This is a genomic window from Microbacterium sp. NPDC056052, from assembly GCF_042266785.1.
Classification (GTDB): Bacteria; Actinomycetota; Actinomycetes; order Actinomycetales; family Microbacteriaceae; genus Microbacterium.
This window is the reverse complement of the sequence record NZ_JBHJWV010000004.1, coordinates 80138-105108: the sequence shown is the minus strand read 5'-3', so window position 1 is coordinate 105108 and position 24971 is coordinate 80138. Positions and strand designations below refer to the sequence as shown.

Annotated in this window: 22 protein-coding genes and 1 tRNA gene; 17 read left to right on the top strand and 6 right to left on the bottom strand. The window is 68.9% G+C overall.

Features of this window, described 5'->3' with window-relative positions:
• Nucleotides 1-182: 182 nt before the first annotated feature.
• Nucleotides 183-266: transfer RNA gene (locus tag ACFC1J_RS09415), tRNA-Leu, on the top strand.
• A gap of 74 nt (nucleotides 267-340) precedes the next feature.
• On the opposite strand, the gene ACFC1J_RS09410 is transcribed toward ACFC1J_RS09415, so the two are convergent.
• From ACFC1J_RS09410 to ACFC1J_RS09400, 3 genes are all read right to left on the bottom strand, one after another.
• Complete coding sequence (locus ACFC1J_RS09410) at nucleotides 341-538, bottom strand: hypothetical protein (RefSeq protein WP_375904676.1); 198 nt, start codon at nucleotides 536-538, stop codon at nucleotides 341-343.
• A 109-nt stretch (nucleotides 539-647) separates the two neighbouring features.
• Complete coding sequence (locus tag ACFC1J_RS09405; protein WP_375904675.1) at nucleotides 648-986, bottom strand: hypothetical protein; 339 nt, start codon at nucleotides 984-986, stop codon at nucleotides 648-650.
• A gap of 148 nt (nucleotides 987-1134) precedes the next feature.
• Complete coding sequence (locus ACFC1J_RS09400; RefSeq protein WP_375904673.1) at nucleotides 1135-1920, bottom strand: DNA/RNA non-specific endonuclease; 786 nt, start codon at nucleotides 1918-1920, stop codon at nucleotides 1135-1137.
• 191 nt (nucleotides 1921-2111) lie between these two features.
• Here ACFC1J_RS09400 and ACFC1J_RS09395 point away from each other — a divergent pair, with 191 nt between their 5' ends.
• From ACFC1J_RS09395 to ACFC1J_RS09355, 9 genes are all read left to right on the top strand, one after another.
• A complete protein-coding gene (locus ACFC1J_RS09395; RefSeq protein WP_375904671.1) occupies nucleotides 2112-4214 on the top strand; it encodes an MDR family MFS transporter in 2103 nt (700 codons plus the stop codon).
• 46 nt (nucleotides 4215-4260) lie between these two features.
• Nucleotides 4261-4878, top strand: coding sequence for a TetR/AcrR family transcriptional regulator (locus ACFC1J_RS09390; protein WP_375904669.1), 618 nt, complete (start codon nucleotides 4261-4263; stop codon nucleotides 4876-4878).
• 688 nt (nucleotides 4879-5566) lie between these two features.
• Nucleotides 5567-6496: a helix-turn-helix domain-containing protein gene (locus tag ACFC1J_RS09385; RefSeq protein ID WP_375904667.1), complete on the top strand. Its 930-nt coding sequence runs from the start codon at nucleotides 5567-5569 to the stop codon at nucleotides 6494-6496.
• 458 nt (nucleotides 6497-6954) lie between these two features.
• Entirely contained in the window at nucleotides 6955-7905 is a 951-nt protein-coding gene (locus ACFC1J_RS09380) for a glycine-rich protein (protein ID WP_375904665.1), read from the top strand.
• Nucleotides 7906-8542: 637 nt separating this feature from the next.
• Nucleotides 8543-9547, top strand: a complete 1005-nt coding sequence (locus ACFC1J_RS09375) for a hypothetical protein (protein WP_375904663.1) — start codon at nucleotides 8543-8545, stop codon at nucleotides 9545-9547.
• Nucleotides 9548-10019: 472 nt separating this feature from the next.
• Nucleotides 10020-12095: an MDR family MFS transporter gene (locus ACFC1J_RS09370; protein ID WP_375904661.1), complete on the top strand. Its 2076-nt coding sequence runs from the start codon at nucleotides 10020-10022 to the stop codon at nucleotides 12093-12095.
• A gap of 56 nt (nucleotides 12096-12151) precedes the next feature.
• Complete coding sequence (locus ACFC1J_RS09365) at nucleotides 12152-12760, top strand: TetR/AcrR family transcriptional regulator (protein ID WP_375904659.1); 609 nt, start codon at nucleotides 12152-12154, stop codon at nucleotides 12758-12760.
• The gene (locus ACFC1J_RS09360; RefSeq protein WP_375904657.1) at nucleotides 12757-13341 is read left to right on the top strand and encodes a GNAT family N-acetyltransferase; all 585 of its coding nucleotides are present in this window, start codon (nucleotides 12757-12759) and stop codon (nucleotides 13339-13341) included. Before ACFC1J_RS09365 ends, ACFC1J_RS09360 begins: the two co-directional genes overlap by 4 nt.
• A 550-nt stretch (nucleotides 13342-13891) precedes the next feature.
• Nucleotides 13892-14095, top strand: coding sequence for a cold-shock protein (locus tag ACFC1J_RS09355; RefSeq protein WP_045250254.1), 204 nt, complete (start codon nucleotides 13892-13894; stop codon nucleotides 14093-14095).
• Nucleotides 14096-14269: 174 nt separating this feature from the next.
• Here the strand turns inward: ACFC1J_RS09355 and ACFC1J_RS09350 are convergent, their stop codons facing one another.
• The 3 genes from ACFC1J_RS09350 to ACFC1J_RS09340 are packed head-to-tail and all read right to left on the bottom strand — an operon-like array spanning nucleotide 14270 to nucleotide 16922.
• Complete coding sequence (locus ACFC1J_RS09350; RefSeq protein WP_375904654.1) at nucleotides 14270-14944, bottom strand: HAD hydrolase-like protein; 675 nt, start codon at nucleotides 14942-14944, stop codon at nucleotides 14270-14272.
• A gap of 25 nt (nucleotides 14945-14969) precedes the next feature.
• Complete coding sequence (gene nucS / locus ACFC1J_RS09345; protein ID WP_375904652.1) at nucleotides 14970-15665, bottom strand: endonuclease NucS; 696 nt, start codon at nucleotides 15663-15665, stop codon at nucleotides 14970-14972.
• Between the two features lie 33 nt (nucleotides 15666-15698).
• Nucleotides 15699-16922 carry an MFS transporter gene (locus ACFC1J_RS09340; protein ID WP_375904650.1) on the bottom strand — a complete coding sequence of 408 codons (1224 nt, stop codon included), beginning with the start codon at nucleotides 16920-16922 and terminating at the stop codon, nucleotides 15699-15701.
• 59 nt (nucleotides 16923-16981) lie between these two features.
• Between ACFC1J_RS09340 and ACFC1J_RS09335 the strand changes: the two genes are divergently transcribed.
• The 7 genes from ACFC1J_RS09335 (at nucleotide 16982) to mnhG (ending at nucleotide 24714) form a co-directional block, all read left to right on the top strand.
• Nucleotides 16982-18076, top strand: coding sequence for a LacI family DNA-binding transcriptional regulator (locus ACFC1J_RS09335; RefSeq protein WP_375904648.1), 1095 nt, complete (start codon nucleotides 16982-16984; stop codon nucleotides 18074-18076).
• A 119-nt stretch (nucleotides 18077-18195) separates the two neighbouring features.
• Nucleotides 18196-21141: a Na+/H+ antiporter subunit A gene (locus ACFC1J_RS09330; RefSeq protein ID WP_375904647.1), complete on the top strand. Its 2946-nt coding sequence runs from the start codon at nucleotides 18196-18198 to the stop codon at nucleotides 21139-21141.
• The gene (locus ACFC1J_RS09325) at nucleotides 21141-21767 is read left to right on the top strand and encodes a Na(+)/H(+) antiporter subunit C (protein WP_375904645.1); all 627 of its coding nucleotides are present in this window, start codon (nucleotides 21141-21143) and stop codon (nucleotides 21765-21767) included. The genes ACFC1J_RS09330 and ACFC1J_RS09325 overlap by 1 nt, the downstream gene beginning before the upstream one ends.
• Nucleotides 21764-23326 (top strand): Na+/H+ antiporter subunit D, encoded by a 1563-nt coding sequence (locus ACFC1J_RS09320; RefSeq protein WP_375904643.1) that lies wholly within the window; start codon nucleotides 21764-21766, stop codon nucleotides 23324-23326. The genes ACFC1J_RS09325 and ACFC1J_RS09320 overlap by 4 nt, the downstream gene beginning before the upstream one ends.
• Nucleotides 23323-24000 (top strand): Na+/H+ antiporter subunit E, encoded by a 678-nt coding sequence (locus tag ACFC1J_RS09315; protein ID WP_375904641.1) that lies wholly within the window; start codon nucleotides 23323-23325, stop codon nucleotides 23998-24000. The genes ACFC1J_RS09320 and ACFC1J_RS09315 overlap by 4 nt, the downstream gene beginning before the upstream one ends.
• Complete coding sequence (locus ACFC1J_RS09310) at nucleotides 23997-24266, top strand: monovalent cation/H+ antiporter complex subunit F (protein ID WP_045271280.1); 270 nt, start codon at nucleotides 23997-23999, stop codon at nucleotides 24264-24266. Before ACFC1J_RS09315 ends, ACFC1J_RS09310 begins: the two co-directional genes overlap by 4 nt.
• Before the next feature lie 58 nt (nucleotides 24267-24324).
• Entirely contained in the window at nucleotides 24325-24714 is a 390-nt protein-coding gene (mnhG, locus tag ACFC1J_RS09305) for a monovalent cation/H(+) antiporter subunit G (protein ID WP_375904639.1), read from the top strand.
• The last annotated feature ends 257 nt before the right edge of the window (nucleotides 24715-24971 follow it).

Sequence of the window (24971 nt, the reverse complement as noted above, 5' to 3'; positions counted from 1 at the left end):
CGCGCGCGCTCACGGCTTCGCCGCCGAGTGGACGGGATCCTGTCGAGTGCACGGGGCGCTCGCGCGGACAAGCCGTGCACTCGGCGGGGAACCGTGCACTCGACACGGCCGGGTGCAGCGCGGGTTCGGAGTGCGCGCCGAGGCGTGATATTCTCGGGAGGTTGGTTCGTGAGGACCGACATGCGCGAGTGGCGGAATAGGTAGACGCGCTGGCTTCAGGTGCCAGTGCCTGCAAGGGCGTGGGGGTTCAAGTCCCCCCTCGCGCACAGTGAGAAGAAGGCCCGGATCGAGAGATCCGGGCCTTCTTCGTTTCTGTGTGGAAGCCGCCTGGCGTGGCGGCTCAGGCGAGCTCGGCCGCGAAGCGACCCTGGGCGTCGTCGACCTCGACCACGCGCAGGGTCAGCCGTGCGTCCGGCGCCTCGTGCGTGCCACGCACCAGGCCCGGAACGTCGGCGCACTCCACGAGCACGCCGAACGGCAGCGCCTTCGTGACCGTCGCGGTGATCGTGTCACCGACTCGGGGAAGCTGATCGTCCATGCATCCACCTCCTTTCCCAAATCGGGCGAAGGAGAACAGGCGGATCACGGGGCGGTCGGGCAGCCCTTCCACTTCGTGCCGCGCATCGCGTCCGGCACCATCCCGATCTTCACAGCGCGAGTCTAGCCTGGAGGCGATCGAGCGGCGCCTCCCCGCCGGGCCGGTCGAGCGCATCGGCGGACTCTGCTTCAACGGGCACGACGGCCTCGCCGCGATCCTGCGCGGCAGTCAGGTGCCGAACCAGATCTTCCCGAACGCGCTGCTCGACGGCCCGTTCGGCGACAAGCTCAAGGAGCAGGAGCCCACCGGGCCGTTCCCCGCGCCCGTGCTGGTCGCGCAGGGACTGGCGGATCCGCTCGTGAAACCCGCGATCCAGGACGAGTGGGTGAAGGCCCGCTGTGATGCCGGGATCCCCGTCGACTACCGCACCTACCCCGGGCTCGGGCACGTCGAGCTCGTCGGGCCGGACTCCCCGCTCCCCCGCAGCTCGAGCAGTGGACCCTGGACCGCTGGGACGGCAAGGCCCCGACCCCGGACTGCGACCGCCTCCCCGCCGGCTGAGCCGCGGAGGATCGGGCCGAGGATCCCGCCGCAGCTCAGAGCACGATGTCGTCGGCGCTGCGGAGCGGTCGCCATTCGACCGGGCGGATCCCCCGTGTCGTCAGCGCATCCGCCGCCGCGAGAGGCCCGACGTCGACGCCGGAGAGTGCCGCGATCTCGCCGATCGGCACCTGGAACGTGCGGAAACCGCCGAGTGGCGCGGCGGCGAGCAGCCCATCCCCGGTGTCGACGAGATCGCTCTGATCGAGGATGAATCCGGCGGCCGCGAGTGAGCCGGCCGCCTCCCAAGCAGCGACCTTCCAGAAACGCAGAGGAATCAGGATGCCGCGGTAGGGCGGGTCGTCGTCGGCGAGCACCGGCGCCGTGAACACGGAGATGCGCTGCGCCGTCGCCTCGGCATAGGTCAGCACATGGTCCTCGAGCCCGAGCCAGAGCTCGGGGCCGTGATTGAAGCGCGCCGCCTGAGGGGCGGCGTTCGGGTAGACGAAGGTGGCCTCCATCGCGGCGCGCGCCGCGGAGACGTCTCCCCACCCCGGATCGCGCCGCCGCACCAGGTGTCCGCGGTCGAGGTCGTTGCGCGCGTACACGGCGGGGCCGCTCTGCTCGTCCTCTCCGACCCGGGGGTCGAGCCGCCATTCCCCGGTGCGGGGCAGGTCGCGCAGCGTCGTGCCGTCGATGTTCACGCCCGTCGCCGCGGCCAGTCTGCGGCGGGGATCGAGCAGCACGGTGAAGCGCGGATACGCGAGCTCGCGCATGTCGCGCTCCGGGCGCGGCAGCGGGACAGGGAGGGAGAGGAATCCGGGGTCGTAGCCGTCCGTCATGCCTCCATCGTCACGGATGCTTCCGACGCTGTCACGAGGCGGATCGAAAATCCGTGCGTGTGAGAAAGCTTGCAAGGGTGTAACATTGCAGGGTTGCAAGTTTTGCGCCGGCGTCGGCGCTCGCGTCGATCGATGAAGTCCGCGGGCGGGTCCGCCACCGCTCCATCCCCCGTTCTCCTGGAAGGACCTCTATGGCAACCGCCACCGACACCGTCGCAACGGTCGAGGCGTCCGCCCCGCTCGCTGCGAAGCCGATCATGACGCACAAGCAGATCATGCTGGTGATCTACGGCCTGATGAGCGGCATGTTCCTGTCGTCGCTCGCACAGACCGTCTTCGGCACCGCGATCCGCACGATCGGCGACGACCTGCACGGCCTCGATCAGCAGGCCTGGGTCACCACCGCGTTCCTCATCACGTCGACCATCGCCGTGCCGATCTACGGCAAGCTCAGCGACATCTTCGGTCGCCGGCCGCTGTTCATCCTCGGCATCGTGATCTTCATCCTGGGGTCCACGCTCTCCGCGTTCTCGACCTCGATGATGATGCTCGCCGCGTTCCGCGCGTTCCAGGGCATCGGCGCCGGCGCTCTCATGGCGCTGCCCCTCGCGATCATGGGCGACATCCTCGCCCCGCGCGAGCGCGCCAAGTACCAGGGCTACTTCTTCGCGGTGTTCGGCATCGCGACCGTCATCGGCCCGCTGGTCGGCGGACTGTTCGCCGGCGCGAACGAGATCCTGTGGATCGACGGCTGGCGCTGGGTGTTCCTCATCAACATCCCGCTCGGCCTGTTCGCCCTGTTCATGGTGATCACATTCCTGCACCTGCCCAAGGTCGGCAGGCACAAGGGTCCGCGCATCGACTGGTGGGGCGCGGCGGCCGTCGTCGTCACGCTCGTGCCGCTGCTGCTCGTCGCCGAGCAGGGCCGCACCTGGGGCTGGACCTCTGCGGCGTCGATCGCCTGCTACGTGACCGGTGCGGTGGGTCTGATCGCGTTCATCGTGATCGAGGCGGTCATGAAGGAAGACGCCATCATCCCGCTCAAGCTGTTCCGCTCCGGCACCTTCACGATGGCCATGATCATCGGCGTGCTCGTCGGCTTCGCGATGTTCGGCGCGATGATGACCATCCCGCTCTACATGCAGATCGTCGTCGGCATGAACCCGACCGAGTCCGGCCTGTCCATGCTGCCGCTCATCGTCGGCCTCATGATCGCGTCGCTGGCCTCGGGTCAGATCACCGCGCGCACCGGCAGGTACCGCATCTTCCCCGTGCTGGGCTCGCTGTTCACCGCCATCGGGTTCTTCTCCCTCACGCTCATCCGCTACGAGACGCCGCTGTGGCAGATCTTCCTCGGCATGTTCGTGCTGGGCCTCGGGCTCGGCCAGCTCATGCAGCCGCTCACGCTCGCGAGCCAGAACGCGGTCGACCCCCATGAGATGGGCGTCGCCTCGAGTGCGGCCACCTTCTTCCGTCAGATCGGCGGAACCCTGGGCACGGCGATCATGATCTCGGTGCTGTTCGGCATGCTGCCGGCCAACATCGTGCACGCCACAGAGGACAAGGCCACTCTCACCTCGGCCCTGGACACGGCGCTCGACCCGGCGCAGGCCGGCAAGGCCGAGAACGCGGCGATCATGAAGCAGCTCTGGACGCCGATCGTGGATCCGATCGGCAAGAACATCCAGGAGCAGCTCGACAAGGGCGTGGCCGAGGGCGACGCCCAGGCGAAGGCGGCGGCCGACCAGGCCGTGACGCAGAAGGTCACCGAGGGCGTGAACCAGGCCGTCGCCGCAGGCCAGCTGCCCGCCGACGCCGCGCCCGCCGTGATCGCGCAGAAGGTCGCGGAGGCGATGCCCGCCGCCGAGTCCGCCGCGCACGAGCAGGTGCTGAAGGCGGTCGCCGAGAAGGCGCACGCCGGCGTTCAGGGCGATGGGGTCGCGGTGAACTGGGCCGATCACGACCAGCGCACCTACTGGGTCGACCAGCTCGTCCCGACCCTGCAGGACGAGATGAAGAAGAAGGACTCGGCGGCGTCCGGATCCTCCAGCAGCGCGATCAGCGACACCTCCTTCCTCACGGGGTCGGATCCCAAGCTGTCGAAGCCCTTCATGGTCGGTTTCATCGACTCGATCGTGACGCTGTACTGGGTCGGCTTCGGCGTGATCCTGCTCGCCTTCGTGCTGACCTGGTTCTTCAAGGTGCCGCCGCTGCGCGCCCGATCCGCGCTGCAGGAGCAGGCGGACAAGGCAGGAATGACCGAGACCGGAAGCATCAGGACCCACAAGGCCTGAGCGGAGCCGGGGCGGGAGACCCGCCCCGGCTCTCGAGGAGAGCGAGATGACGAACACAGAGGCGCTGACCGCGACGGATCCGCACGCGGAGAACTGCGGTCGGCGCGAGCGCAAGAAGCAGCAGACCCGGCAGGCCCTGCACGAGGCCGCGCTGAGCCTGGTCGATGAGCAGGGCCTCGACGGCACGACGGTCGAGCAGATCTGCGAGGCCGTGGACGTCTCGCCGCGCACCTTCTTCAACTACTTCCCGTCCAAGGCCGCGGCCGCCCTGGACCTGCCGGACTCCGGCATCTCCGCCGAGGGCGCGGACGCGTTCCGGGCCGCCGAGGGCGAACTGGTGCCGGCGCTCTGCGAGCTCATCGGCGCCTCGATGGACGACGCGCAGCAGCGCAAGCGCATGAAGGCGCTGGTCGTGCGCCGTCCCGAACTCATGCCCGCCTTCGCGCAGTGGATGGGCGGCATCCGCGAGCAGTACTTCGCGCTGGTGCGCGAACGCGCGGAGGACGCGGAGGCCATGGCCGCGGTCGCCCTCACCATGGCGGCGCTCAGCATGCTCGTGCACGACGGCACCGCCGGCGGCGAGCGACCGGGCGCCGCGCGGCTGCTGGAGGCCGTCGAACAGCTGGTGGCGGCTCGCGGCACACTGCTGCGCGACGCCGCCTGAGGCGCCCCAGGTCCACCTCGGCGCCGGCAATTGTCCTGGCCCGTCACACGACGCCGGTGGATCCGAGCAGGGTGCCGATGAGCCATGCCGCGACGAGGGCCAGCGTGCGGATATCCGCCGAAATCAGTAGTTCCGTAGATTGGGTACGCCTCACGCGGGTTTGGCTGCGCGCCACCTTTGCATTCCTCTATTCCTGACTGGATCTCGGACTTCGGATCTTTTATCGAACTCGGTCGAGAAACTACATCTGCGCTTCTCGTGGCGACGGCGATGCCGGTCGAGCCCGAGTGCACATTGGCATCCGTGATCATGGACGGTCAGAGAGGAGGCATTTCGCGACACTCGATCGGGGGTCAGGCTCACGTCCACACATAATGTCGAGGTGTGGGCCGATGCCCGAACATCGACCACGCAACCGACTGCGGGGAAGCTATGGCACATAATTCCCGCCGACGGTCCATATGGGGAGTGCGGCCGAGCTCCTGCCACGTGATCTTCTGGCGGGGGCGCGGGTCGGGGTGGGGAGAACTGCGCGGGTGGGGCACCGCCGCAGGCGCGATGGTGAAAGGACCTGATGTCTGGACGGTGGGAGACCCTGCTCCCCTCGGATGAGGGACGCGGTTGGAAGGACTTGGTGGGGCACACCCGCTTCGAGAATGCGCCGAAGAGCGGGGCAGACCCCCGGCAGATGGCACTGTTTCTCCGCGGTGCGGGGCTCCGCGTGCTGAATGGTGACCCGCAGCTCATGCGGGTCCGGGCCCTGCGCTTCAATGCGTTCATGATTGCGCAGGTGCAGTCCGGGGCGATGGCGATCGAGTGGACGAGAACCCGACCTCATTCACATCGTCGCTACCTCTTCATGTTCGTCAATCGAGGAGCGATCAGCTTTGACGGCGACTCAAGAGTCTGGACGAATCTGAGCGGCGGACTCTGTCTTATCTTCCCAGGACGGACCCCTGTAGACGTGCACATCGATGAGGCCAGCGAGTTCGTCGTCTTCTCGTTCGACCAGGCCGAGATCGACCCCTATGTGCTTAGTCCGACCAACATGGATGAAGCCAAGACTCGCTCGACGGCCTTCCGCGCGATCTACGCCTATCTGCAAGCGGTCACCGAACAGCCTCGGATCAAAGAGGATGAGAAGGACAGCCGCATCCTCAGGGCGCTGACTCAAGACGTCGCCCGGACGGTTGCGATCGCGGCGATGGGTGACTGGGGCTCCGACGGTGTGTTCCAGCATGCCCAGCGTGTCATCCACGAACAGGCAGTCGATCCGGACTTTGACGTCGACCAGCTCGCCACGCAATGCGGGGTTTCCCGACGCACGCTCAATCGCATCTACGCCAAGCATGACCTCCACGCGGCAGCGGAGATCTTGCGAACGCGAACGCAGAACGCGATGGCGTTGATCTCAGAGAACCACGCCATCGGGGTCGAGACGGTGGCAGCAGCAAGCGGTTTCAACTCTCTTTCCACGATGGCACGCGCATTCAAGAAGGCCTACGGAACATCACCTAGCGACCTCCGAGCGAAGCAGCGGCGATTCGGCGCACCAGAGGGATCCAGGTCAGATCCAGATCAGGAAGATCAGGGAACCGAGGAATTCAGCGCCTCGTGACGCCGGCGGGCCCGTCAGCCCACTGCTTATCGCCAATCTTCGCTGCCCGGAAAGGCATCCGCGTTCGTTGATGGACGCAGATGGCGAACCAGAAGGTCGGCGATGGTGCCTTTATCGGCGGCGCGACCTCGTCCCCGCACACTCGCGAACCGTGCGCCATGACCTCTGAGTCGCGCACCGAGCGTTCGCTGTGCCTAGGCGCCAACATCGTCTGGCCAAGTTGCGCCACACACCCTGCATCTTGCGCCTGTTTGTGCACGAGAGCGCGAGTATGCGTCGTTCGCAAAGGAAACTGAATCGACAGGTCAGCCCGAGGCTGGAAACGCGCGCTCTGAACCCGAAAGTTGTGAGACGTGCGCACGACGGGTACTTGACCGATCCATGTCAGCAAAAGGGGATTGCTAAACATCATGAATCACGATTTGAAATCCAACAGTCCAGAGCGGTCAACCTCTGGCGTGCCGCGGCGCACTGTGGTCAAGGCCGCAGCGTGGTCCGTCCCGGTGATCGCGTCCACGGTCGCAGCGCCCGCGTTCGCGGCGTCGGGATGCGCCCCGGGGTCGGCGTCGTTCTCCGTGCCGAGTCCCACGCAGGCGTCCGGCGGCGTGCAGAACTGGACAGTGCCGACGGGCGTCGCGAGTGTCAGTTTCGCTGTCGCAGGCGGCGCAGGTGGGGGATTCGACGCTACGCCGGGCGGAAAGGGCGCTCTCACCACGGGCACCCTTGCTGTGACCCCTGGTGACGTCCTCACCATCTACGTCGGCCAGGGCGGGCGAGGCGGCGCGCTTCAGGACACGGGAGGCGGCGGCTACGGCTCCGGAGGGTCAACGACGCTCTCGTCGTCGCCTGTGTACTGGGACCTCGGCGGAGGTGGCGGCGGCGGCTCCGCCATCGTGTTGAACGGCACGCCTCTCGTCGTGGCAGGCGGTGGTGGCGGCGGCGGCTCCATGGGGTGGGCCTACAGCACGAGGTCGGGCGGGGTGGGCGGCAACGCCGGCGCGAACGGCGGCGCTCTCACCGCGGGCCCCGTCGTCGCGGGTGGCGGTCAGGCCAGCGGCGCCGGCGGCGTGGCATCCGGCTCCTATCAGCAGACGACACCGGGACTGGCCGCCTCCGGCCGGAATGGCGCCAACGGCGTCGTGGCGGGGCGCCTCGGTGCGGACGGAGTCTCGATGGAGTACGTCGGAAGCGGAGCGGGCGGCGGTGGCTACACAGGGGGAGGCTCAGGAGCGATCGCCTACCGGAACATCGCCTCCCCACTTGCTCATGAGAACGTCGCGGGCGCCGGCGCCGGCGGATCCAGCTACCTCGCGCCCGGGGTCGCGGGCACAGTGAACAACTCGGGCGGCGCCGCTCCCAAGTCGAGCGTGCGCTCACCCGGCTACGTCACCCTGACCTGGACCTGCTGAGCTCACGCTCGAAAGCTCCCGCCGATCGGAGAAGGAACGATCGGCGGGAGCTTCGTGCATGCTGACCAATTCTTCGATCGGGACGCGTTGTGCGTCAGCGAATCATCAGCCCGCGACGTCTTGTTCGCCCATGACGCATGTGCGGCATCATCCAGGCCGCGATCAATGTCGCGGCAATGCGCGTCGGGACCGAGGCCCTATTCGTTGCTCCCAATGTCGTATTGCGCCTTTTGCGGGCTCGGCTCCCGGTGCATACTGCCTCTTCCCTCCGCCGCTTTCCCGCTCACAACGTCACCATGTCTCGTCTGCGCCCTTTGAAGCGTGGGAAGCCGGTGTCCGTTGATGGGAATGAGCGACCATTCCAGGCCACTCTCGCACCAACTCCGGCCAAGTAATGAGCGGAAGGCGGCGCGGAGGCCTGGCACGGGCGAAAATCGATCACAGTTCCGCGCCGGGAAAGGCGCACTGACTTGGGGAGATTCGCGTGAAATACACAATCGGTGGTCCCGAAAGAGAGACGCTCCCGCGCGGGAAGGGGCCCGGAGTTCGACGCCGCACGATCGTGAAAGGCGCGGCGTGGAGCATACCGGTGATCGCGGCGGCCATTGCGGTTCCGGCGCGGGCGGCATCAGGTTGCGTGTCCGGGAACTATATGGCGGCCGCTCCGAATCCGTCGCTGAGCGATCGTGCGAGTGAGTTCTTCACCGTTCCGGCTGGCGTCACGTCGCTGACCGTCGTCGTGACGGGGGGAACGGGAGCTGTCGGCGGTGCAGCGAGCGCGCAAGGCGGGGCCGGCCGAGAGGTGACGGCGATCGTGCCCGTCACCCCTGGCGAGAAGCTCACCCTGATCACCGGCCAGGGCGGGATCAACGCCAACACCCAAGCGATCGACAGCCCGGATCGATTCACGCTGCGCCAGGGAGGCGGCGGCTACGGACCCGGCGGGAGCACCCAGGCCGTCAATACGAACTACGGCACCGACACTTCCACGCGATTCGCGCAGTCCGGTGGTTCCGGCGGAGGCGGATCCGCGATCTTGCGCGGCACCGTCCCGCTCATCGTCGCCGGAGGTGGAGGCGGCGGCGGCAGGACAGCCATCTCCGCTTCGGAAGCCGCTAACTGGTCGACGCCTTCGGTGCCGGGCTCCGCCGGCGATGCCGGCGGCCTCGTATCGACGAGGTCTCGCACCAACCCCTCCGTCACTGTTCGGGTCACTGCCGGTGGCGCGGGTACCACCAGTGGCCCTGGGGCCGGCGGTGCGGCGGGAACGATCACCGGTGCGACGGTGCTCGACAGCAAGCCTGGCCTCGCGGGAGCCGCTCATCTCGCGGGGGGCGGAGGAGCGAATGGCGTTGCGGAGAACTATCCATACTTGGCTCCCACTTCCACGGACGTCGGTGTGAACTCGGCCGGCGGCACCTCGGGCGGCGGGGGCGGCGGATACGCGGGGGGCGGCAGCGGGGGCGTCATCGCCGCTGGCAACACCGTGCAGGCCCGGGTGCTCGCGGCGGGAGGCGGTGGTGGCGGTGCCAGCTACGTCGACCCGGCCGTCACCCTGGTTTCGTCAGTCGTCTCGAACCGTCCCGGAACCACTTACGGCACCAGAGTCCCTGGGCAGATCACGCTCTCATGGACCTGCTAGCGCAGCGATGCCGGATCGCGGAAAGTGGGAGGACCATATGAGCAGGGTGGTGCGCCGACATCGCCGATATTCCGGCTACGACGTTCCGTGGATTCTGAGAGAGGTAGCCGGAGCTCCGGTGTGGGCCATGCTGATCTTCACCGCGGTGATGGTCGGCGTTGGGATCCTCTGCATCGTCACCTCCTAGGCTCGCTCGCGAGTCGCCGACCTCACGCTTCGCGGCGCGCGCAAGGGCGTCGGCTCCAGCAAAGGATCTCCACTCTCATCTCCCGCGCTGACTCGCCTGTCTCCCCTGATGAATGCTCGGAGCCATCCTGGGATCCAGCAACCTCATAGTGAATCTGCGTTTGCGCAACCTTTCCTTTCGTGTAATCTTGCATGGCTGCAACATTCTTGCCGCCAACGTCGGCGCTCGAAGCGACGGGTGTCGACGACGGGCGACGGCGTCCTTGATCCATTCGAAAGGGACTCCATGTCCACCGCGACAGCAACCACGGGGGCGACGCGCACGGAGCGCAAGCAGAACGCCCCGATCATGACGCACAGGCAGATCCTGCTCGTCATCTACGGCCTCATGGCAGGCATGTTCCTCTCGTCGCTCGACCAGACGATCGTGGGAACCGCGATCCGCACGATCGGCGACGACCTGCACGGCCTCGATCAGCAGGCGTGGGTCACCACCGCCTACCTGATCACCTCGACGATCTCGGTGCCGATCTACGGCAAGCTCAGCGACATCTTCGGTCGCCGGCCGCTGTTCATCTTCGGCATCACGGTCTTCATCCTCGGATCCGTGCTGTCGACCTTCTCGACGTCGATGCTGATGCTGGCCGGCTTCCGCGCGTTCCAGGGCATCGGGGCCGGCGCGCTGATGTCGCTCCCGCTCGCGATCATGGCCGACATCCTCGCTCCGCGGGAACGCGCCAAGTACCAGGGCTACTTCTTCGCCGTGTTCGGCATCTCCTCGCTGATCGGCCCGCTGGTCGGCGGGCTGTTCGCCGGCGCGAACGAGATCCTCTGGATCTCCGGATGGCGCTGGGTGTTCCTCATCAACCTGCCGATCGGCCTCATCGCGCTCGCGATGGTGATCGCGTTCCTGCACCTTCCGAAGGTCGGGAAGCACACCAACCCGCGCATCGACTGGTGGGGCGCGACGGCCGTGATCGTGGCGCTCGTGCCGCTGCTGCTCGTCGCCGAGCAGGGCCGAGAGTGGGGCTGGTCCTCGTTCGCCGCGATCGCCTGCTACGTGATCGGCGGCCTCGGCGCGATCGCCTTCGTGCTGATCGAGATCGCGATGAAGGATGACGCGATCATCCCGATCCGCCTGTTCCACTCCAACACCTTCTCGATGGCGACCGTCATCGGCGTGCTCGTGGGCTTCGGCATGTTCGGCGCGATGATGACCATCCCGCTCTACATGCAGATCGTCGCGGGCCTCACCCCCACCGAGTCGGGCTTCGCGATGCTGCCGATGGTCGTCGGCCTCATGGCGTCGTCGATGGCCGCCGGCCAGATCACGGCGCGGACCGGGAAGTACGGCATCTTCCCGCGCACGGGCACGCTGTGCACCGCGCTCGGCTTCCTGCTGCTCACGTTCGTCTCCTCCAGCACCCCGGTGTGGTTCATGATGATCGGCATGTTCGTGGTGGGTCTCGGGCTCGGCCAGCTCATGCAGTCGCTCACGATGGCGAGCCAGAACGCGGTGGCCGCGCCCGACATGGGTGTCGCCACGAGCGCCGCGACCTTCTTCCGCCAGATCGGCGGAACGCTGGGTACGGCGATCATGCTCTCGATCCTGTTCACGCTGCTTCCCCTGAACATCACGCACAGCATGGCCGACAAGCCCACTCTGACCGCCGCGCTGAACGCGGCTCTGGACCCCGCCGTGGCGGGCAAGGAGCAGAACAAGGGCGTCATGAAGCAGCTGTGGACGCCGATCACGGGTCCGCTCGAGCAGAACATCCAGACGCAGCTCGACGAGGGGTCGACCGCGGCGAAGGCCGCGGCGGGCCAGGCCGTGACGCAGAAGGTCACCGACGGCGTGAACCAGGCCGTCGCCGCCGGTCAGGTCCCGGCCGCCGCCGCGCAGACCGTGATCGACCAGAAGGTGGCGGAGGCGACTCCGGCCGCCGAGGCCGCGGCACTGCAGGCGGTCGCCGACAAGGCGCATGCGACGGTGCAGGACGGCAAGGTCGTCGTGGACTGGTCGAACAAGGATCAGCGCACGTACTGGGTCGGCCAGCTGGTGCCGAGCATCGTCAAGGAGATCGACAAGGGCACCTCGAAGGCGTCGAACGGATCCAGCAGCTCGGTCAGCGACACGTCCTTCCTGAACGGCGCCGACCCCGTGCTCACCAAGCCCTTCATGGTCGGCTTCACCCAGGCGATCGACATCATCTACTGGGTCGGCTTCGGGGTGCTCATGCTCGCGTTCGTGCTGAGCTGGTTCTTCAAGGCACCGCCGCTGCGCACCCGCTCGGCCCTGCAGGAGCAGGCCGATGAGGCCGGCGTCAGCGAGACCGGTACGATCAGGGTCCAGAGCGCCTGAGCGATGCAGCCGGGGCGGGCACGCCCCGTCCCGGCTTCGCGTACGAGGAGAAGAAGATGAGCATCGCGAACACCGCCGGCGAGGGCCGGCGAGAGCGCAAGAAGCAGCAGACCCGGCAGGCCCTGCACGAGGCCGCGTTGCGCCTGGTCGAGGAGCAGGGGCTGGACGGCACCACGATCGAGCAGATCTGCGAGGCCGTCGACGTCTCTCCGCGCACGTTCTTCAACTACTTCCCCTCCAAGGCCGCCGCGGCTCTGAAGCTGCCGGAGTCGGGCGCCGGTGGCGAGGTGGTGGCGCGCTTCCTGCGCGCCAGGGGCGAGCTCGTGCCCGCGCTCTGCGACGTGGTCGGCTCCTCGATGGACGAGGGCATGGATCGCCATCGCATCAAGCAGCTGCTCATGCGCCGGCCCGAGCTGCTGCCCGCGTTCTCGCAGTGGATGGGGTCCGTGCGGGAGCAGCTCATCGAACTCGCCGAGCGCCGTGCCGCCGATCACGACGAGGCCGTGCGTGCGGTGTCCCTCGTGCTCGCCGCGATGAACGTGCTGGTGCACACCCGCACCACGCCGGACCGCCCAGGCGCTGCACGCCTGCTGCAGGCCCTGGACGGACTCGTCCAGGTGCGCGGTGCCCGGATGTCGGATCCGGACTCTAGCCTGGAGGCATGACCTCCCCCGCGTTCGACCGGATCGCCCTCCCCCTGCGTACAGAGCGGCTCATCGTGCGTGCGAGCACGGCGGCCGACTCCGACGCGGTGTGGAACTACCGGCGCCTCGATGAGGTGGGCCGCTGGTTGAGCACGGCGCCCGCCGACGCCGAGGCCTTCCGCGCGCACTTCACGGATCCGGAGCGGCTCGCCGTCACCCTGCTCGTGGAGCTTCCCGGTGTCGGCGTGATCGGAGACATCATGCTGCGCGTCGAGGACGCGTGGGCGCAGACCGAGGTGCGCCCGCAGGCCGAGGGCGTGCAGGCGGAGCTGGGCTGGGCCATGGATCCCGCGCAGCAGGGCCGCGGGTATGCGACCGAGGCGGTGCGCGCGGTGATGGCCGCCTGCTTCGCCGAGCTCGGGCTTCGTCGCGTCAGCGCCGGCTGCTTCGCCGCGAACGAGCCGTCGTGGCGGATGATGGAGCGCCTGGGCATGCGGCGCGAGGAGCACAGCCGCCGCACGGCGCTGCATCGCAGCGGAGAGTGGATGGACGGCATGAACTACGGGCTTCTTGCCGAGGAATGGCGCTCTCTGACCGATTGAGAGCGTTTTCCGATCGGCACGCCCGTGCGTATGGACAGGGGTGCGCGCCCTCGCTTAGTGTGGACCGCGCGCACGTGAAGACGGCAGCTCCCGCCCGACGTCCCCAGCGAGGGCGGAAGGTCTTCCCCAGAGACCGGCGGCCAGTGCGTGCAATGGCCCCCTCGGCGCATCCAGTCCCCAATGGATCCCCCGAGGGGGCCGCTTCGTCCCCAGTATTCCGATGTATTGAGATGATAGCTCTGCCGTCGAGTTTTGTCCCCCTTTTGGGGGACAGAAGTCGCGAACATGGGTTATGCTGTTTTCAGACGCACCCTCCGGTCGTCCTGGGTCCCCATCGCTCCCCCCGCGGTGGGGACCCGCTCCATTTCCCGGACGTACATGCCGCAGCCTCAGGTGCTCCGGCCGCTCCCGAAGCGGATCCCGCTCGTGACGCCTGTTGCAACATTTTCGTCACCTTGTGATCCGGGGTGTTGCTATGCGGGTCGACTCGGATAGCGTTAGCATCGTCGACGCGTCTGCGCCGGCGTAAGCCCAAGCAAGAAGGCAGTACATGACTCAGGGCACGGTTAAGTGGTTCAACTCGGAGAAGGGCTTCGGCTTCATCTCCCCCGACGACGGTGGAGCTGACGTGTTCGCGCACTACTCCGCCATTGCATCCTCCGGCTACCGCTCGCTCGACGAGAACCAGCGCGTCGAGTTCGATGTGGCGCAGGGCCCCAAGGGCCTGCAGGCCGAGAACATCCGTCCGCTCTGAGCGACACGGACTTCTGACTCCCCCGGTGCCTCGGCACCGGGGGAGTCTCCTTTTGGCCGGGTGGCTCGTGAGCTCGGCGCGAGAAACCAGATCCAGCACGAGACACCACGTCAGACGTGGTGTCTCGTGTCAGAAGTGGTTTCTCACGGGCGCGAGGCCGCGTGTCCGCAGAGGTCAGGCCTGCGGGAGCAGGAGCTGCAGCAGCTCGTCGGGGGTCGCGACCTCGGCGATGGCGCCGGCGGACTCCCCCGGCTCGCCGAAGCCCCAGGTGACGAAGATCACGGGCACGCCCAGAGGCGCCGCGCCCTCGATGTCGTGCAGGCGGTCGCCGATCAGGACGGGGCGGCTGACGTCGACACCTGCTGCGGTGAGCCGGTGCAGGGCGCGGCGCAGGACCGCCTCCTTGCCGTCGTGCAGACCGGAGGCATCGGGCAGCGCTCCGGCGACGATGACGAAGTCGTCGATCAGACCGTAGTGCTCGAGGATCGCGAGCACCTGGTTCTCCGGCTTCGAGCTCGCGGTGGCCTGCGGGATGCCTGCCGCCTTGACCGCCTGCAGCGCCTCGGGCACGCCGGGATAGATCCGCACGCTCGCGGCGTAGCCGTCGCGCATGGCCAGTTCCCGGTACTTCCGCACCGCGAGGTGCGCGTCCTCCTCGGACAGACCGGCCAGGTCCCGGAACGACTCGAACATCGGCGGCCCGATCCAGCGGGACAGCTCGCTCTGCGCGGGCTCCGGCAGGCCGAACGCGGCGTACACCTCGACGAGGCGCGGCAGGATTCCCGCCGACGCGTCGGCGATCGTGCCGTCGACGTCCCAGAGGACGCAGGTGTAGGGGGATCCGGCCATGTTCATGCCTCTCGAGGTATACGGATCAGAACAACCGCGGGATGCCGGACTCGATGCCCTTCATGTCCTCGTAGTCGAGGACGAGGCAGCGGATCCCCCTGTCCTCGGCGAGCACGCGCGCCTGGGGCTTGATCTCCTGGGCGGCGAAGACGCCCTGCACCGGGGCGAGGTGCGGATCCCGCCCGAGCAGTTCGAGGTAGCGGGTGAGCTGCTCCACGCCATCGATGTCGCCGCGGCGCTTGATCTCGACGGCGATCGCGGCGCCGTCCGCGTCGCGCACCATGAGATCCACCGGTCCGATCGCGGTCGGATACTCGCGGCGCACCAGGGTCGCGCCCTCGGCGATCCGATCCACCTGCTCGGCGAGCAGGCGCTGCAGATCCGCCTCGACGCCGTCCTTCTGCAGACCGGGATCGACGCCCAGTTCGTGGGCCGAGTCGTGCAGGATCTCGTAGATCTGCACGCGCAGCGCATCGCCCGTCTTCTGATGGGTGACCCGCCACACCTCGGTGACGCCCGCGGACGCCTCCTCCTCCCCCGGCTCCTCAGGCTCGAGGCGGCACGGCGGGCTCATCCAGTTCAGCGGCTTGTAGCTGCCGCCGTCGGAGTGCACGAGCAGGCTGCCGTCCCCCTTGTGCACGAGCAGACGCGTGGCGAGGGGCAGGTGGGCGTTGAGCCGGCCGGAGTAGTCCACGGCGCAGCGGGCGATGACGAGACGCACCCGAAGAGCCTAGCCCGCTGCGCCGTGCGGCGCTCAGCCGGCGCTGACCTTCTCCTCCTCGCGGAGCGGCCGGGCCGCCCCCGAGAAGAGGCCGGAGAGCGCCGCCAGCACGACCAGGACGTAGAGCGTGTTGAGCAGGCCGATGTGGTCGCTGATGAAGCCGAGGACGGGCGGGCCGCCGAGGAAGGCGATGTAGCCGATCGTGGCGGCCGCGCTCACCCGGGCGGCGGCCTTGGCCGGGTCGTCGGCGGCGGCGGACATCCCCAGGGGGAAGCCGAGCGAGGCCCCGATCCCCCACAGCGCGGCACCGGCGAACACCAGCGGCGTGCTCGGCGCGAGGATGAACAGCAGGATGCCGGCGGCGGCGGTGATCGCGAGGACGCGCAGCACGATGACCCGGCCGAAGCGGTCGACGAGCGGCCCGCCGAACAGCCGCACGACGGTCATCGCGACGGAGAACGTCGCCAGAGCCGCGGCACCCAGGGCGGGACCCGCCTGGTGGTCCTCCGAGACCCCGAGGGCGAGCCAGTCGTTCGCACCGCCCTCGGCGAACGACATGCCCAGCATCACGATGCCGAGGAAGTACGTGCGGGGCTCCCGCCAGGCCTCGAGCGCGACATGCATGCGCTCGCGCCAGTGCGGCTTCTCCTCGGGCTGCGGATCGAGTGTCGCCTCGCGGTTCGGCACGCCTGCCCAGCAGACGACCGCGAGCACGGCGATCACCGCGGCGATGAGCAGGGTGTGCGCGGCGACGTTCAGGCCGAGGTGCACCAGAAGGGCGCCGATCCCCGCGCCGATCACGGTGCCGAAGCTGAAGAAGGCGTGGAACACGGGCAGGATCGTCTTGCCCATCTGCTGCTCGATCGCGGTCGCCTCGACGTTCATCATCACGTCGAGCGATCCGTTGCCGAAGCCGAACAGCACGAGCCCTGCGACCACCACGGGGAGGGATCCGAGCACGTCCGTGCCGAGCCCGACGAGGCCGACGCCGACCGCGAAGCTCAGCATCGTGACGAGCATGCCGAGGCGCGCGCCGGTGCGCGCCATGACCGCCGGGCTGGTCGAGATGCCGATGATCGACGAGATCCCCATGCCCAGCAGCAGGAGGCCCATCTGGCCGTTCTCGATGTGCAGCGCGGCCTTGATATCGGGCACGCGCGAGGCCCAGGTGGCGATGGACAGACCGCTGGCGAGGAAGATCGCGAAGATCGCGGCGCGCCAGCGGACGAACTGGGAGCGAGTGAGGGCGGTGTCCATCGGGACAGTGTATCGAATCGATTCGATCTCAGTGATCCCCGCGATGTTATTGTCGAGACATGAGCTCGGACCCGGATCCTTCGGCGGTACGCCGCCGTGCGACGATCGCGGATGTGGCGCGCGCGGCGGGGGTGAGCCCGTCCACGGCGTCGGTCGTGTTCAGCGGGAAGGCGCCCGTCGCCGACGCGACCAGGGAGCGGGTGCTCGCGGTCGCGGCGGAGCTCGGCTACACCGGTCCTGATCCGCGCGCGGCGTCGCTGCGGCGGGGGCGCAGCGGCATCGTCGCGGTCGCGCTCGAGGAGCATCTGCGCACGGCGTTCCTGGATCCGATCAAGACCGCGACCATGGACGGTCTCACCGACGGGCTCGCCCAGCTCGGCGCCGGGGTGCTCCTGCTGCGGGACGATCCCGAGGCCGGGTCCGACGCGCCCACCCTCGCCACGGCGCCCATCGACGCGGCGGTGCTGATCGGCTGCAGCGGACGCATGCGCGAGACGCTGCAGGCCGTGCGCAATCGGGGCCTGCCCGTCGTCGTGATCGAGGGGGACGCCGGCGACGACGTGCCCCGGATGGAGCTCGACAACGGCGAGGCCGCGGCGCAGATCGCGCACCACGTGCGCGCGCTCGGCCACAGGAACATCGCCGTGGTGACGCTGCCCTTCGACGGCGCGAAGGTGCGCGGCGATGCGACGCCCGAGCGCATCGCGTCCATCACGACGCCCGTCACGAGCGCCCGCCTGGACGGCACGCTGTCGGTGTTCCCCGACGCGCGCGTGGTGTCCGCCGCAGGCAGCCTCATCGACGAGGGGCTCATCGCGGGGCGCACGCTGTTCGCGGACCCCGTGACCCGGCCCACCGCCGTCATCGCGCAGAGCGACCTCCTCGCCGCGGGGGTGATCCGCGCGGCGGAGGAGGCGGGCCTGCGCGTGCCGGAGGACGTCAGCGTGGCGGGCTTCGACGGCATCGCGGTGGACGGCCTGGGTGAGCATGTGCTCACCACCGCCGTGCAGCCCGCGGTCGAGAAGGGGCGCGCCGCGGGAGATGCTGTCGCGCGGATGCTGGCGGGGGAGCAGGCCGCATCGATCCGGTTCACCTGCACGTTCCGCGAGGGCACGACGACGGGGCCGGCCCCCGTCGCGCAGCCCCTTCCGTGACGATCGCGGCGGTGGATGCCGGGTCCGGCACGTAAACTGGATCCGAACCCGCCCGCCTGTGTCGACCTGCACGCTCACGCGTTGAGCCCGCAGAGACCGACGAGCCAGAGGAGACCGCCGTGCTGACACTCCTCGCCGTGTTCGCCGTGGCGTCTCTGCTTCTCCCGCTGCTGGTCTCCTGGATCGGAGCGCGCGCGTTCGCCGTCGCGGCGCTCGTCCCCGCTGCTGCCTTCGTGCACCTGGTGGTGCTCACGCCGCAGGTGCTGGCCGGATCCGCGGATCCCGCCTTCGTCCCGCGCGAGTCGATCGACTGGATCCCGCAGCTCGGACTGTCGCTCTCCTTCCGGCTCGACGAGCTGAGCTGGCTGCTCGCCCTCATCGTCACCGGCGTCGGCGCACTCGTGCTGCTCTACTGCCGGTGGTACTTCCGCGGGTCGAAAGAGGGCATCGGGCAGTTCGCCGCGGTGCTGCTGGCCTTCGCCGGCGCCATGTACGGCTTGGTGACCACCGACGACCTCGTGCTGCTGGTCATGTTCTGGGAGCTGACCAGCATCCTCTCCTACCTGCTGATCGGGCATTACCACCGCCGCGGTGCGAGCCGTCGTGCCGCCCTGCAGGCGCTGCTGGTGACCACGCTCGGGGGCCTCGCGATGTTCATCGGCGTGGTGTTCCTGGCCGTGGACGCCGGCACCTCGAGCATGTCGCGGATCCTGGCGAGCGCGCCGACCGGTCCGCTCGTCGACGCCGCGATCGTGCTGCTTCTGGTCGGGGCGCTCAGCAAGTCCGCGATCTTCCCGTTCCACTTCTGGCTGCCGGGCGCCATGGCCGCGCCCACCCCGGTGAGCGCCTACCTGCACGCCGCGGCGATGGTGAAGGCGGGCATCTACCTCATCGCACGGTTCGCCCCGGTGTTCGCCCTCTCCGGACCGTGGCGTCCGATCACGATCGCGCTGGGTGTGTTCACGATGCTGCTCGGCGGCGTGCAGGCGCTGCGCGAGACCGACCTCAAGCGCATCCTCGCGTTCGGCACCGTGAGCCAGCTGGGCTTCTTCACCGTCGTGCTGGGCTACGGAACGCCGGATGCGATGCTCGCAGGGCTCGCGCTCGTGATCAGCCACGCCCTGTTCAAGTCGTCGCTGTTCCTCATCGTCGGGGTCATCGACCGCCAGCTCTCCACCCGCGACGTCACCGAGATCAGCGGCGTCGGTCGTCGGGCTCCGCTGCTCGCGATCTCAGGATTCATCGCGGTCGGATCCATGATGGGGATCCCCCCGACGATCGGCTTCGCCGCCAAGGAGTCCACGCTCGCGGCGCTCTTCGACGAGTCCCAGCGCGGATCCCCCTGGGGGATCGTCGCGCTCGTGGGCGTGATCCTCGGATCCATTCTCACTGCGGCATACGGTGCGCGGTTCCTCTGGGGGGCTTTCTGGCGGAAGAAGGATGCCGCGGGCGCCTTCATGCCTGACACGGAATGGCCCTCGCCTCCCTTCGGCTTCCTGGTTTCGCCGGTGATCCTCGCCTTCGGCACGCTCGTGCTCGGCCCGCTCGCCTCGGCCGTCACCGTGGTGCTCTACGGCTACGCGGACGACGCGACGGCGCCCGGGTACGACGGCTCGCCCCTGGAACCCGGGTACCTCGCGCTCTGGCACGGTCTGGCGCCGGCGCTGTTCCTGTCGCTCGGGGCGGTGCTGCTCGGCCTCGTCCTGTTCCCGCTCACGCGCCGTCTGGGCTGGGACCGCCGCCCGCGCCTGCTGCCGTTCACCGCGCAGGACGCGTACTACCTCGCGATGCGCAGCGTCGACCGGCTCTCGGTGTTCACGACGTCTCTCACGCAGCGCGGTTCGCTGCCGGTCTACGTCGGCACGATCTTCGTCGTGGTGATCGCAGCGGAGGCCACCGCGCTCATCGCGGGCGGCCCTGCGAACGCGCAGCTGAGCGCTTGGCACACGCCGGTGCAGCTCGTGGTCGCGCCGATCATGATCTTCGCGGGCCTGCTCGCGATCCGGGCGCGGAAGCGCTACACCGGCGTCGTGCTGGTCTCCGTCACGGGACTCGGCATGGTCGTGCTGTTCGGCACGAGCGGCGCTCCTGACCTCGCGCTCACGCAGATCCTCGTCGAGACCGTGACGCTCGTCACGTTCGCCCTGGTGCTGCGGCGCCTGCCGGCGCGGATGGGGGAGCACAACGCGTCGGTCGGGCGGGTGCCGCGCGCGATCCTCGGCATCGCCGCGGGCGTGATGATGGCGCTCCTGGCGATCGTCGCGACCGGATCCCGGGTCGCCGATCCCATCTCCGAGGCGTTCCCGAAGCTCGCGTACGAGCTGGGCCACGGCAAGAACGTCGTGAACGTGGCCCTGGTCGACCTGCGCGGCTGGGACACGATGGGGGAGCTCTCGGTGCTCGTGCTCGCGGCCACCGGCGTCGCGTCCCTCGTGTTCGTCACGCATCGCGCCGATCGGCTCTCCGCCACGAGGGCTCTTCCGGAAGGCCCGAGGCAGTCGCGCCGCCGACCGCTCGTGGAGACGACCGAGGGAGTGCGGGTGCAGACGGCCGGCGACACGGCGCCGCGGGCGTGGCTCGTCGCCGGCGGCAACGTCAAGCCGGAGAACCGCTCGATCCTGCTCGAGGTGATCGTGCGGATCCTGTTCCACACGATCATCGTGGTGTCGATCTACCTGCTCTTCGCGGGCCACAACGCCCCGGGCGGCGGCTTCGCGGGCGGGCTCGTCGCAGGCATGGCCCTGGTCATGCGCTACATCGCGGGCGGACGCTGGGAACTCGGCGCCGCCGCGCCCACCGATGCCGGCCGACTGCTCGGGGCGGGGCTCATCCTCGCGGTCGGATCGGCCGTGGTGCCGTTGTTCTTCGGCCTCGCGCCGCTCTCCAGCGCCGTGTGGGAGGCCGAGATCCCCGTGGTCGGACACATCGAGTTCGTCAGCTCGACCTTCTTCGACATCGGCGTCTACCTCGTCGTGATCGGGCTCGTGCTCGACGTGCTGCGCAGCCTCGGCGCCGAGGTCGACCGGCAGACGCTCGAGATGCGCGCGCGGGGGGTGGACATCTGATGGACGTCTCTCTCGTGCTGATCATCGTCATGGCGGTGCTCTTCGGCTGCGGCGTGTACGCGATGCTCGAGCGCAGCCTGACCCGCGTGCTGATCGGCTTCCTGCTGCTCGGCAACGCTGTGAACCTGCTGCTACTCATCGTGATGGGCAGGCCGGGACGCGCGCCGTTCTACGGCGTCGACGGCGACGTGAGCGATCCGCTGCCGCAGGCGCTCACGCTGACCGCGATCGTGATCACGTTCGCCGTCTCCGCCTTCCTGCTCGCGCTCATCTACCGCTCCTGGCAGCTGGGCAAGGCGGACACGGTCGAGGACGACGAGACCGACATCGCCCTGCGCGAGCGCACGGAGATCGAGGAAGACCTCATGGACGACGAGGTCGATCTCGAGGACGAGGACGCCACGACGGACTTCGTGGGCGTCGCGACCTCCCCGATCCGCGTGCTGCACGCCAAGGACCTGGACGGCCTTGTGGACGACGCGCCGGTCGACCGGCCGGATCCACGGCCCGCCTCGGTGGACGGCGTTTCGTCTCGGTCGCCTTCGGCGTCCTCGCTCAACGACCCCGGGGGAGCGCACCCGGCCGAGAACGATGACGACCGCACCCCGGGGGAGGAGCCGCGATGAACGCCCTCGTCCCGCTGCTCGTCGCCCTGCCGCTGCTGGGCGCCGCGATCACGCTCGTCTTCGGCCGCAACACCCGCGTGCAGGTCATCGTCACGGTCGCCACCCTCGCCGCGGTCTCGGTGATCGCGGCGACCCTGCTCGTGGTGGTGGATCAGACCAAGCCCATCGCCGTCATGGTGGGCGGCTGGCCCGCCCCGTTCGGGATCGTGCTGTACGTCGACCGGCTCGCCGCCCTGCTCGTGCTCGTGTCGAGCATCGTGCTGGTCGCGGTCCTGCTGTTCTCGGTGGGCCAGGGGGCGGCGGACGGGGCCGAGGAGACCCCGATCTCGATCTTCAACCCGTCGTACCTGATCCTGGCCGCCGGAATCTTCAACGCGTTCATCGCGGGCGACCTGTTCAACCTCTACGTCGGCTTCGAGATCCTGCTGGTCGCGTCCTACGTGCTCATCACGCTGGGGAGCACCGAGTCGCGCATCCGCACCGGCGCGGTCTACATCGTCGTGTCGCTCGTGTCCTCGGTGCTGTTCCTCGTCGCGATCGCGCTCATCTACGCGGCGCTCGGCACCGTGAACATGGCGCAGATCGCAGAACGGATCGGCGAGATCCCGCCCAGTACGCAGCTCATGCTGCACCTCATGCTCGTGGTCGCGTTCGGCATCAAGGCGGCCGTGTTCCCGATGTCGTTCTGGCTGCCGGACTCGTACCCGACGGCACCTGCACCGGTCACGGCGGTGTTCGCCGGCCTGCTGACGAAGGTCGGCGTGTACGCGCTGATCCGCACCGAGACGCAGCTGTTCAACGTGTCGAGCATCAACACGCTGCTCATGATCGTGGCGCTCGCGACGATGGTGATCGGAATACTCGGCGCGGTCGCGCAGGCGGAGCTGAAGAGGATCCTGTCCTTCACACTGGTGAGCCACGTCGGCTACATGGTGTTCGGACTCGCGATCGCCACGCCCACCGCGATCGGTGCCACCGTGTACTACATCGTGCACCACATCATCGTGCAGACCACCCTGTTCCTCGCGGTGGGGCTCGTCGAACGCCGGGCGGGCAGCACGTCGATCCTCAAGGTGCGCGGGCTCATGAAGGCGGCGCCGCTCATCGCCGTGCTCTACTTCGTGCCGGCGATCAACCTCGGCGGCCTGCCGCCGTTCTCGGGATTCATCGGCAAGTTCGCGCTGTTCCAGGCGGCGGCCCAGGTCGCCACGCCGCTGATCTGGGTGCTGATCGTGGGCGGTGTGCTCACCTCTCTGCTCACGCTCTACGCGCTCATGCGCGCGTGGAACCTCGCGTTCTGGCGGAGCAAGGATGAGACGCCGGAGGAGCAGGACAACGAGCGCATCGCCCATCTCGGCAGCGCTCCGGCGGCGGACGAGCAGCAGGAGCGCCGCCGGATCCCGACGATCATGACGTTCGCGACCGGTGGCATGGTGGCGATCACCCTCGCTCTGACCGTGTTCGCCGGGCCGATCTACGGGCTCTGCGAGCGGATCGGCGCGAACCTGCTGCAGCCCGTGCACCTCGACACGCTCGACGGGGACGAGGCTTCCTCATGAGCCCCGACGTGAAGCGCGGACTCTGGCGCGAGATCGGCCTGCAGCTGCCGTTCCTGCTCTGGCTCGTCGTGCTGTGGGTGCTGCTCTGGGGCCAGTTCACGGTGCTGTCGGCCGTGACCGGCGTCGCGGTCGCGCTGTTCGTGACGCGCGTGTTCCGGCTGCCCACGATCGAGCTCTCCGGGCGGATCAACCTGTGGTGGGCCGCGCTGCTCGTGGTGCAGTTCCTGGCGGCCGTCGTGCACGGCTCGCTCAGCGTCGCCGCGCAGGTGCTGAACCCCCGGCGCGCGCCAGGCGCCGCGATCATCGCGGTGCCGCTGCGCTACGCCGACGACCTCGTCATGACGCACGTCGCGGTGACGTCCTCGCTCATCCCCGGATCCCTCGTGGTCGAGGCCGAGCGCGACACCCGCACCCTGTACCTGCACGTGATCGGCGTGCGCTCGCTGGAGGACGTCGAGCGCCAGCGCGCCGGCGTGCTGCGCTGGGAGCGCCGCATCGTCCGCGCACTCGGCTCGCCCGCGCAGGCGGCGCGGCTGCGTGCCGACGAGCGCGCCGAGGAGGACCGTCTCGGGGGTACGGTGGCCGGGAGTTCGCCGAAGCCGCACCGGCCGAAGGGATCCGGCCCGGCGACCGGATCCGGCCCGGCGCAGGGATCCGAGGAGGGTCGTCGATGAATCCGCTGCTGCTCGTCATCATGATCGTGTTCGCGGTCGCCGCCGTGCTCGCGGTGATCCGCATCGTCATCGGACCCTCGATCCTGGACCGGGCGGTGGCCGCCGATGTGCTCCTCACCGAGGTCATGTGCGTGCTCGGCGCCGATATGGCGATCAATCACCACACCCGCACGCTGCCGGTGCTGATCGTCGTCGCCGCGGTGGGCGTGTTCGGATCCATCTCGGTCGCCCGCTACGTCGCGCGGAGGGACAACACGCCGTCATGAACGCCGCCACCATGCACCAGGCCTTCGCCCACCCGACTTGCAGGGACGGGGGAGGGCGATGAACGTCTTCGAGCTGCGCATCCCCGATGTCGTCGTGGACACGGCCGTCTGGGTGCTCGTGCTGATCGGCGCGCTGCTGTGCCTCATCGCCGCGATCGGCCTGCTGCGCCTGCGCGATGTGCCGAACCGGCTGCACGCCGCCACCAAGCCGCAGGTCCTCGGACTGCTGCTGATCTGCCTGGCGATCGCGCTCTCGCAGCGCTCCGTGATCGGCGTGGTGCTGGGACTGCTGCTGGTCACCCCCGTCGTGCTCATGCAGTTCGCGACCGCCCCGCTGTCCGCGCATATGGTCGGCCGTCAGGCCTACCGCAACGGCACGATCGACGAGCGCTCCCTCGTGGTCGACGAGCTCGCCGACTCGAAGCGCACTCCGCCCGGCGCGGGCTGAGCCTCGACGGCGCCCGGCGAGCCGGCCAGCGGCATGCACGGAGGCTGCAGCGTTCAGCGCGCCCCGCGCCGCCGTAGCCTGCGTCGCCCGGGCCGGGCGTCGCCCGCCGGCGCCGCTGCGAGATGCTTTTTGTGGCTCGCGGGACGTTGCCAGCGGCGTTTTCCATCTCGCCGAGGGCGGATGCGCGGCCGCGAGATGGATTTCGTCGTGGGGAAGGACCTGCGAGCGACGTTTTCCATCTCGGCGGGTCGCCCGGA

Excerpts from the sequence above, each read along its gene's own strand:
- ACFC1J_RS09410 (WP_375904676.1), bottom strand. The coding sequence starts at position 538 with ATGGACGATCAGCTTCCCCGAGTCGGTGACACGATCACCGCGACGGTC.
- ACFC1J_RS09400 (WP_375904673.1), bottom strand. The coding sequence starts at position 1,920 with ATGACGGACGGCTACGACCCCGGATTCCTCTCCCTCCCTGTCCCGCTG.
- ACFC1J_RS09395 (WP_375904671.1), top strand. The coding sequence starts at position 2,112 with ATGGCAACCGCCACCGACACCGTCGCAACGGTCGAGGCGTCCGCCCCG.
- ACFC1J_RS09390 (WP_375904669.1), top strand. The coding sequence starts at position 4,261 with ATGACGAACACAGAGGCGCTGACCGCGACGGATCCGCACGCGGAGAAC.
- ACFC1J_RS09385 (WP_375904667.1), top strand. The coding sequence starts at position 5,567 with ATGGCACTGTTTCTCCGCGGTGCGGGGCTCCGCGTGCTGAATGGTGAC.
- ACFC1J_RS09370 (WP_375904661.1), top strand. The coding sequence starts at position 10,020 with ATGTCCACCGCGACAGCAACCACGGGGGCGACGCGCACGGAGCGCAAG.
- ACFC1J_RS09365 (WP_375904659.1), top strand. The coding sequence starts at position 12,152 with ATGAGCATCGCGAACACCGCCGGCGAGGGCCGGCGAGAGCGCAAGAAG.
- ACFC1J_RS09360 (WP_375904657.1), top strand. The coding sequence starts at position 12,757 with ATGACCTCCCCCGCGTTCGACCGGATCGCCCTCCCCCTGCGTACAGAG.
- ACFC1J_RS09355 (WP_045250254.1), top strand. The coding sequence starts at position 13,892 with ATGACTCAGGGCACGGTTAAGTGGTTCAACTCGGAGAAGGGCTTCGGC.
- ACFC1J_RS09350 (WP_375904654.1), bottom strand. The coding sequence starts at position 14,944 with ATGGCCGGATCCCCCTACACCTGCGTCCTCTGGGACGTCGACGGCACG.
- ACFC1J_RS09340 (WP_375904650.1), bottom strand. The coding sequence starts at position 16,922 with ATGGACACCGCCCTCACTCGCTCCCAGTTCGTCCGCTGGCGCGCCGCG.
- ACFC1J_RS09335 (WP_375904648.1), top strand. The coding sequence starts at position 16,982 with ATGAGCTCGGACCCGGATCCTTCGGCGGTACGCCGCCGTGCGACGATC.
- ACFC1J_RS09325 (WP_375904645.1), top strand. The coding sequence starts at position 21,141 with ATGGACGTCTCTCTCGTGCTGATCATCGTCATGGCGGTGCTCTTCGGC.
- ACFC1J_RS09320 (WP_375904643.1), top strand. The coding sequence starts at position 21,764 with ATGAACGCCCTCGTCCCGCTGCTCGTCGCCCTGCCGCTGCTGGGCGCC.
- ACFC1J_RS09315 (WP_375904641.1), top strand. The coding sequence starts at position 23,323 with ATGAGCCCCGACGTGAAGCGCGGACTCTGGCGCGAGATCGGCCTGCAG.
- ACFC1J_RS09310 (WP_045271280.1), top strand. The coding sequence starts at position 23,997 with ATGAATCCGCTGCTGCTCGTCATCATGATCGTGTTCGCGGTCGCCGCC.
- mnhG (WP_375904639.1), top strand. The coding sequence starts at position 24,325 with ATGAACGTCTTCGAGCTGCGCATCCCCGATGTCGTCGTGGACACGGCC.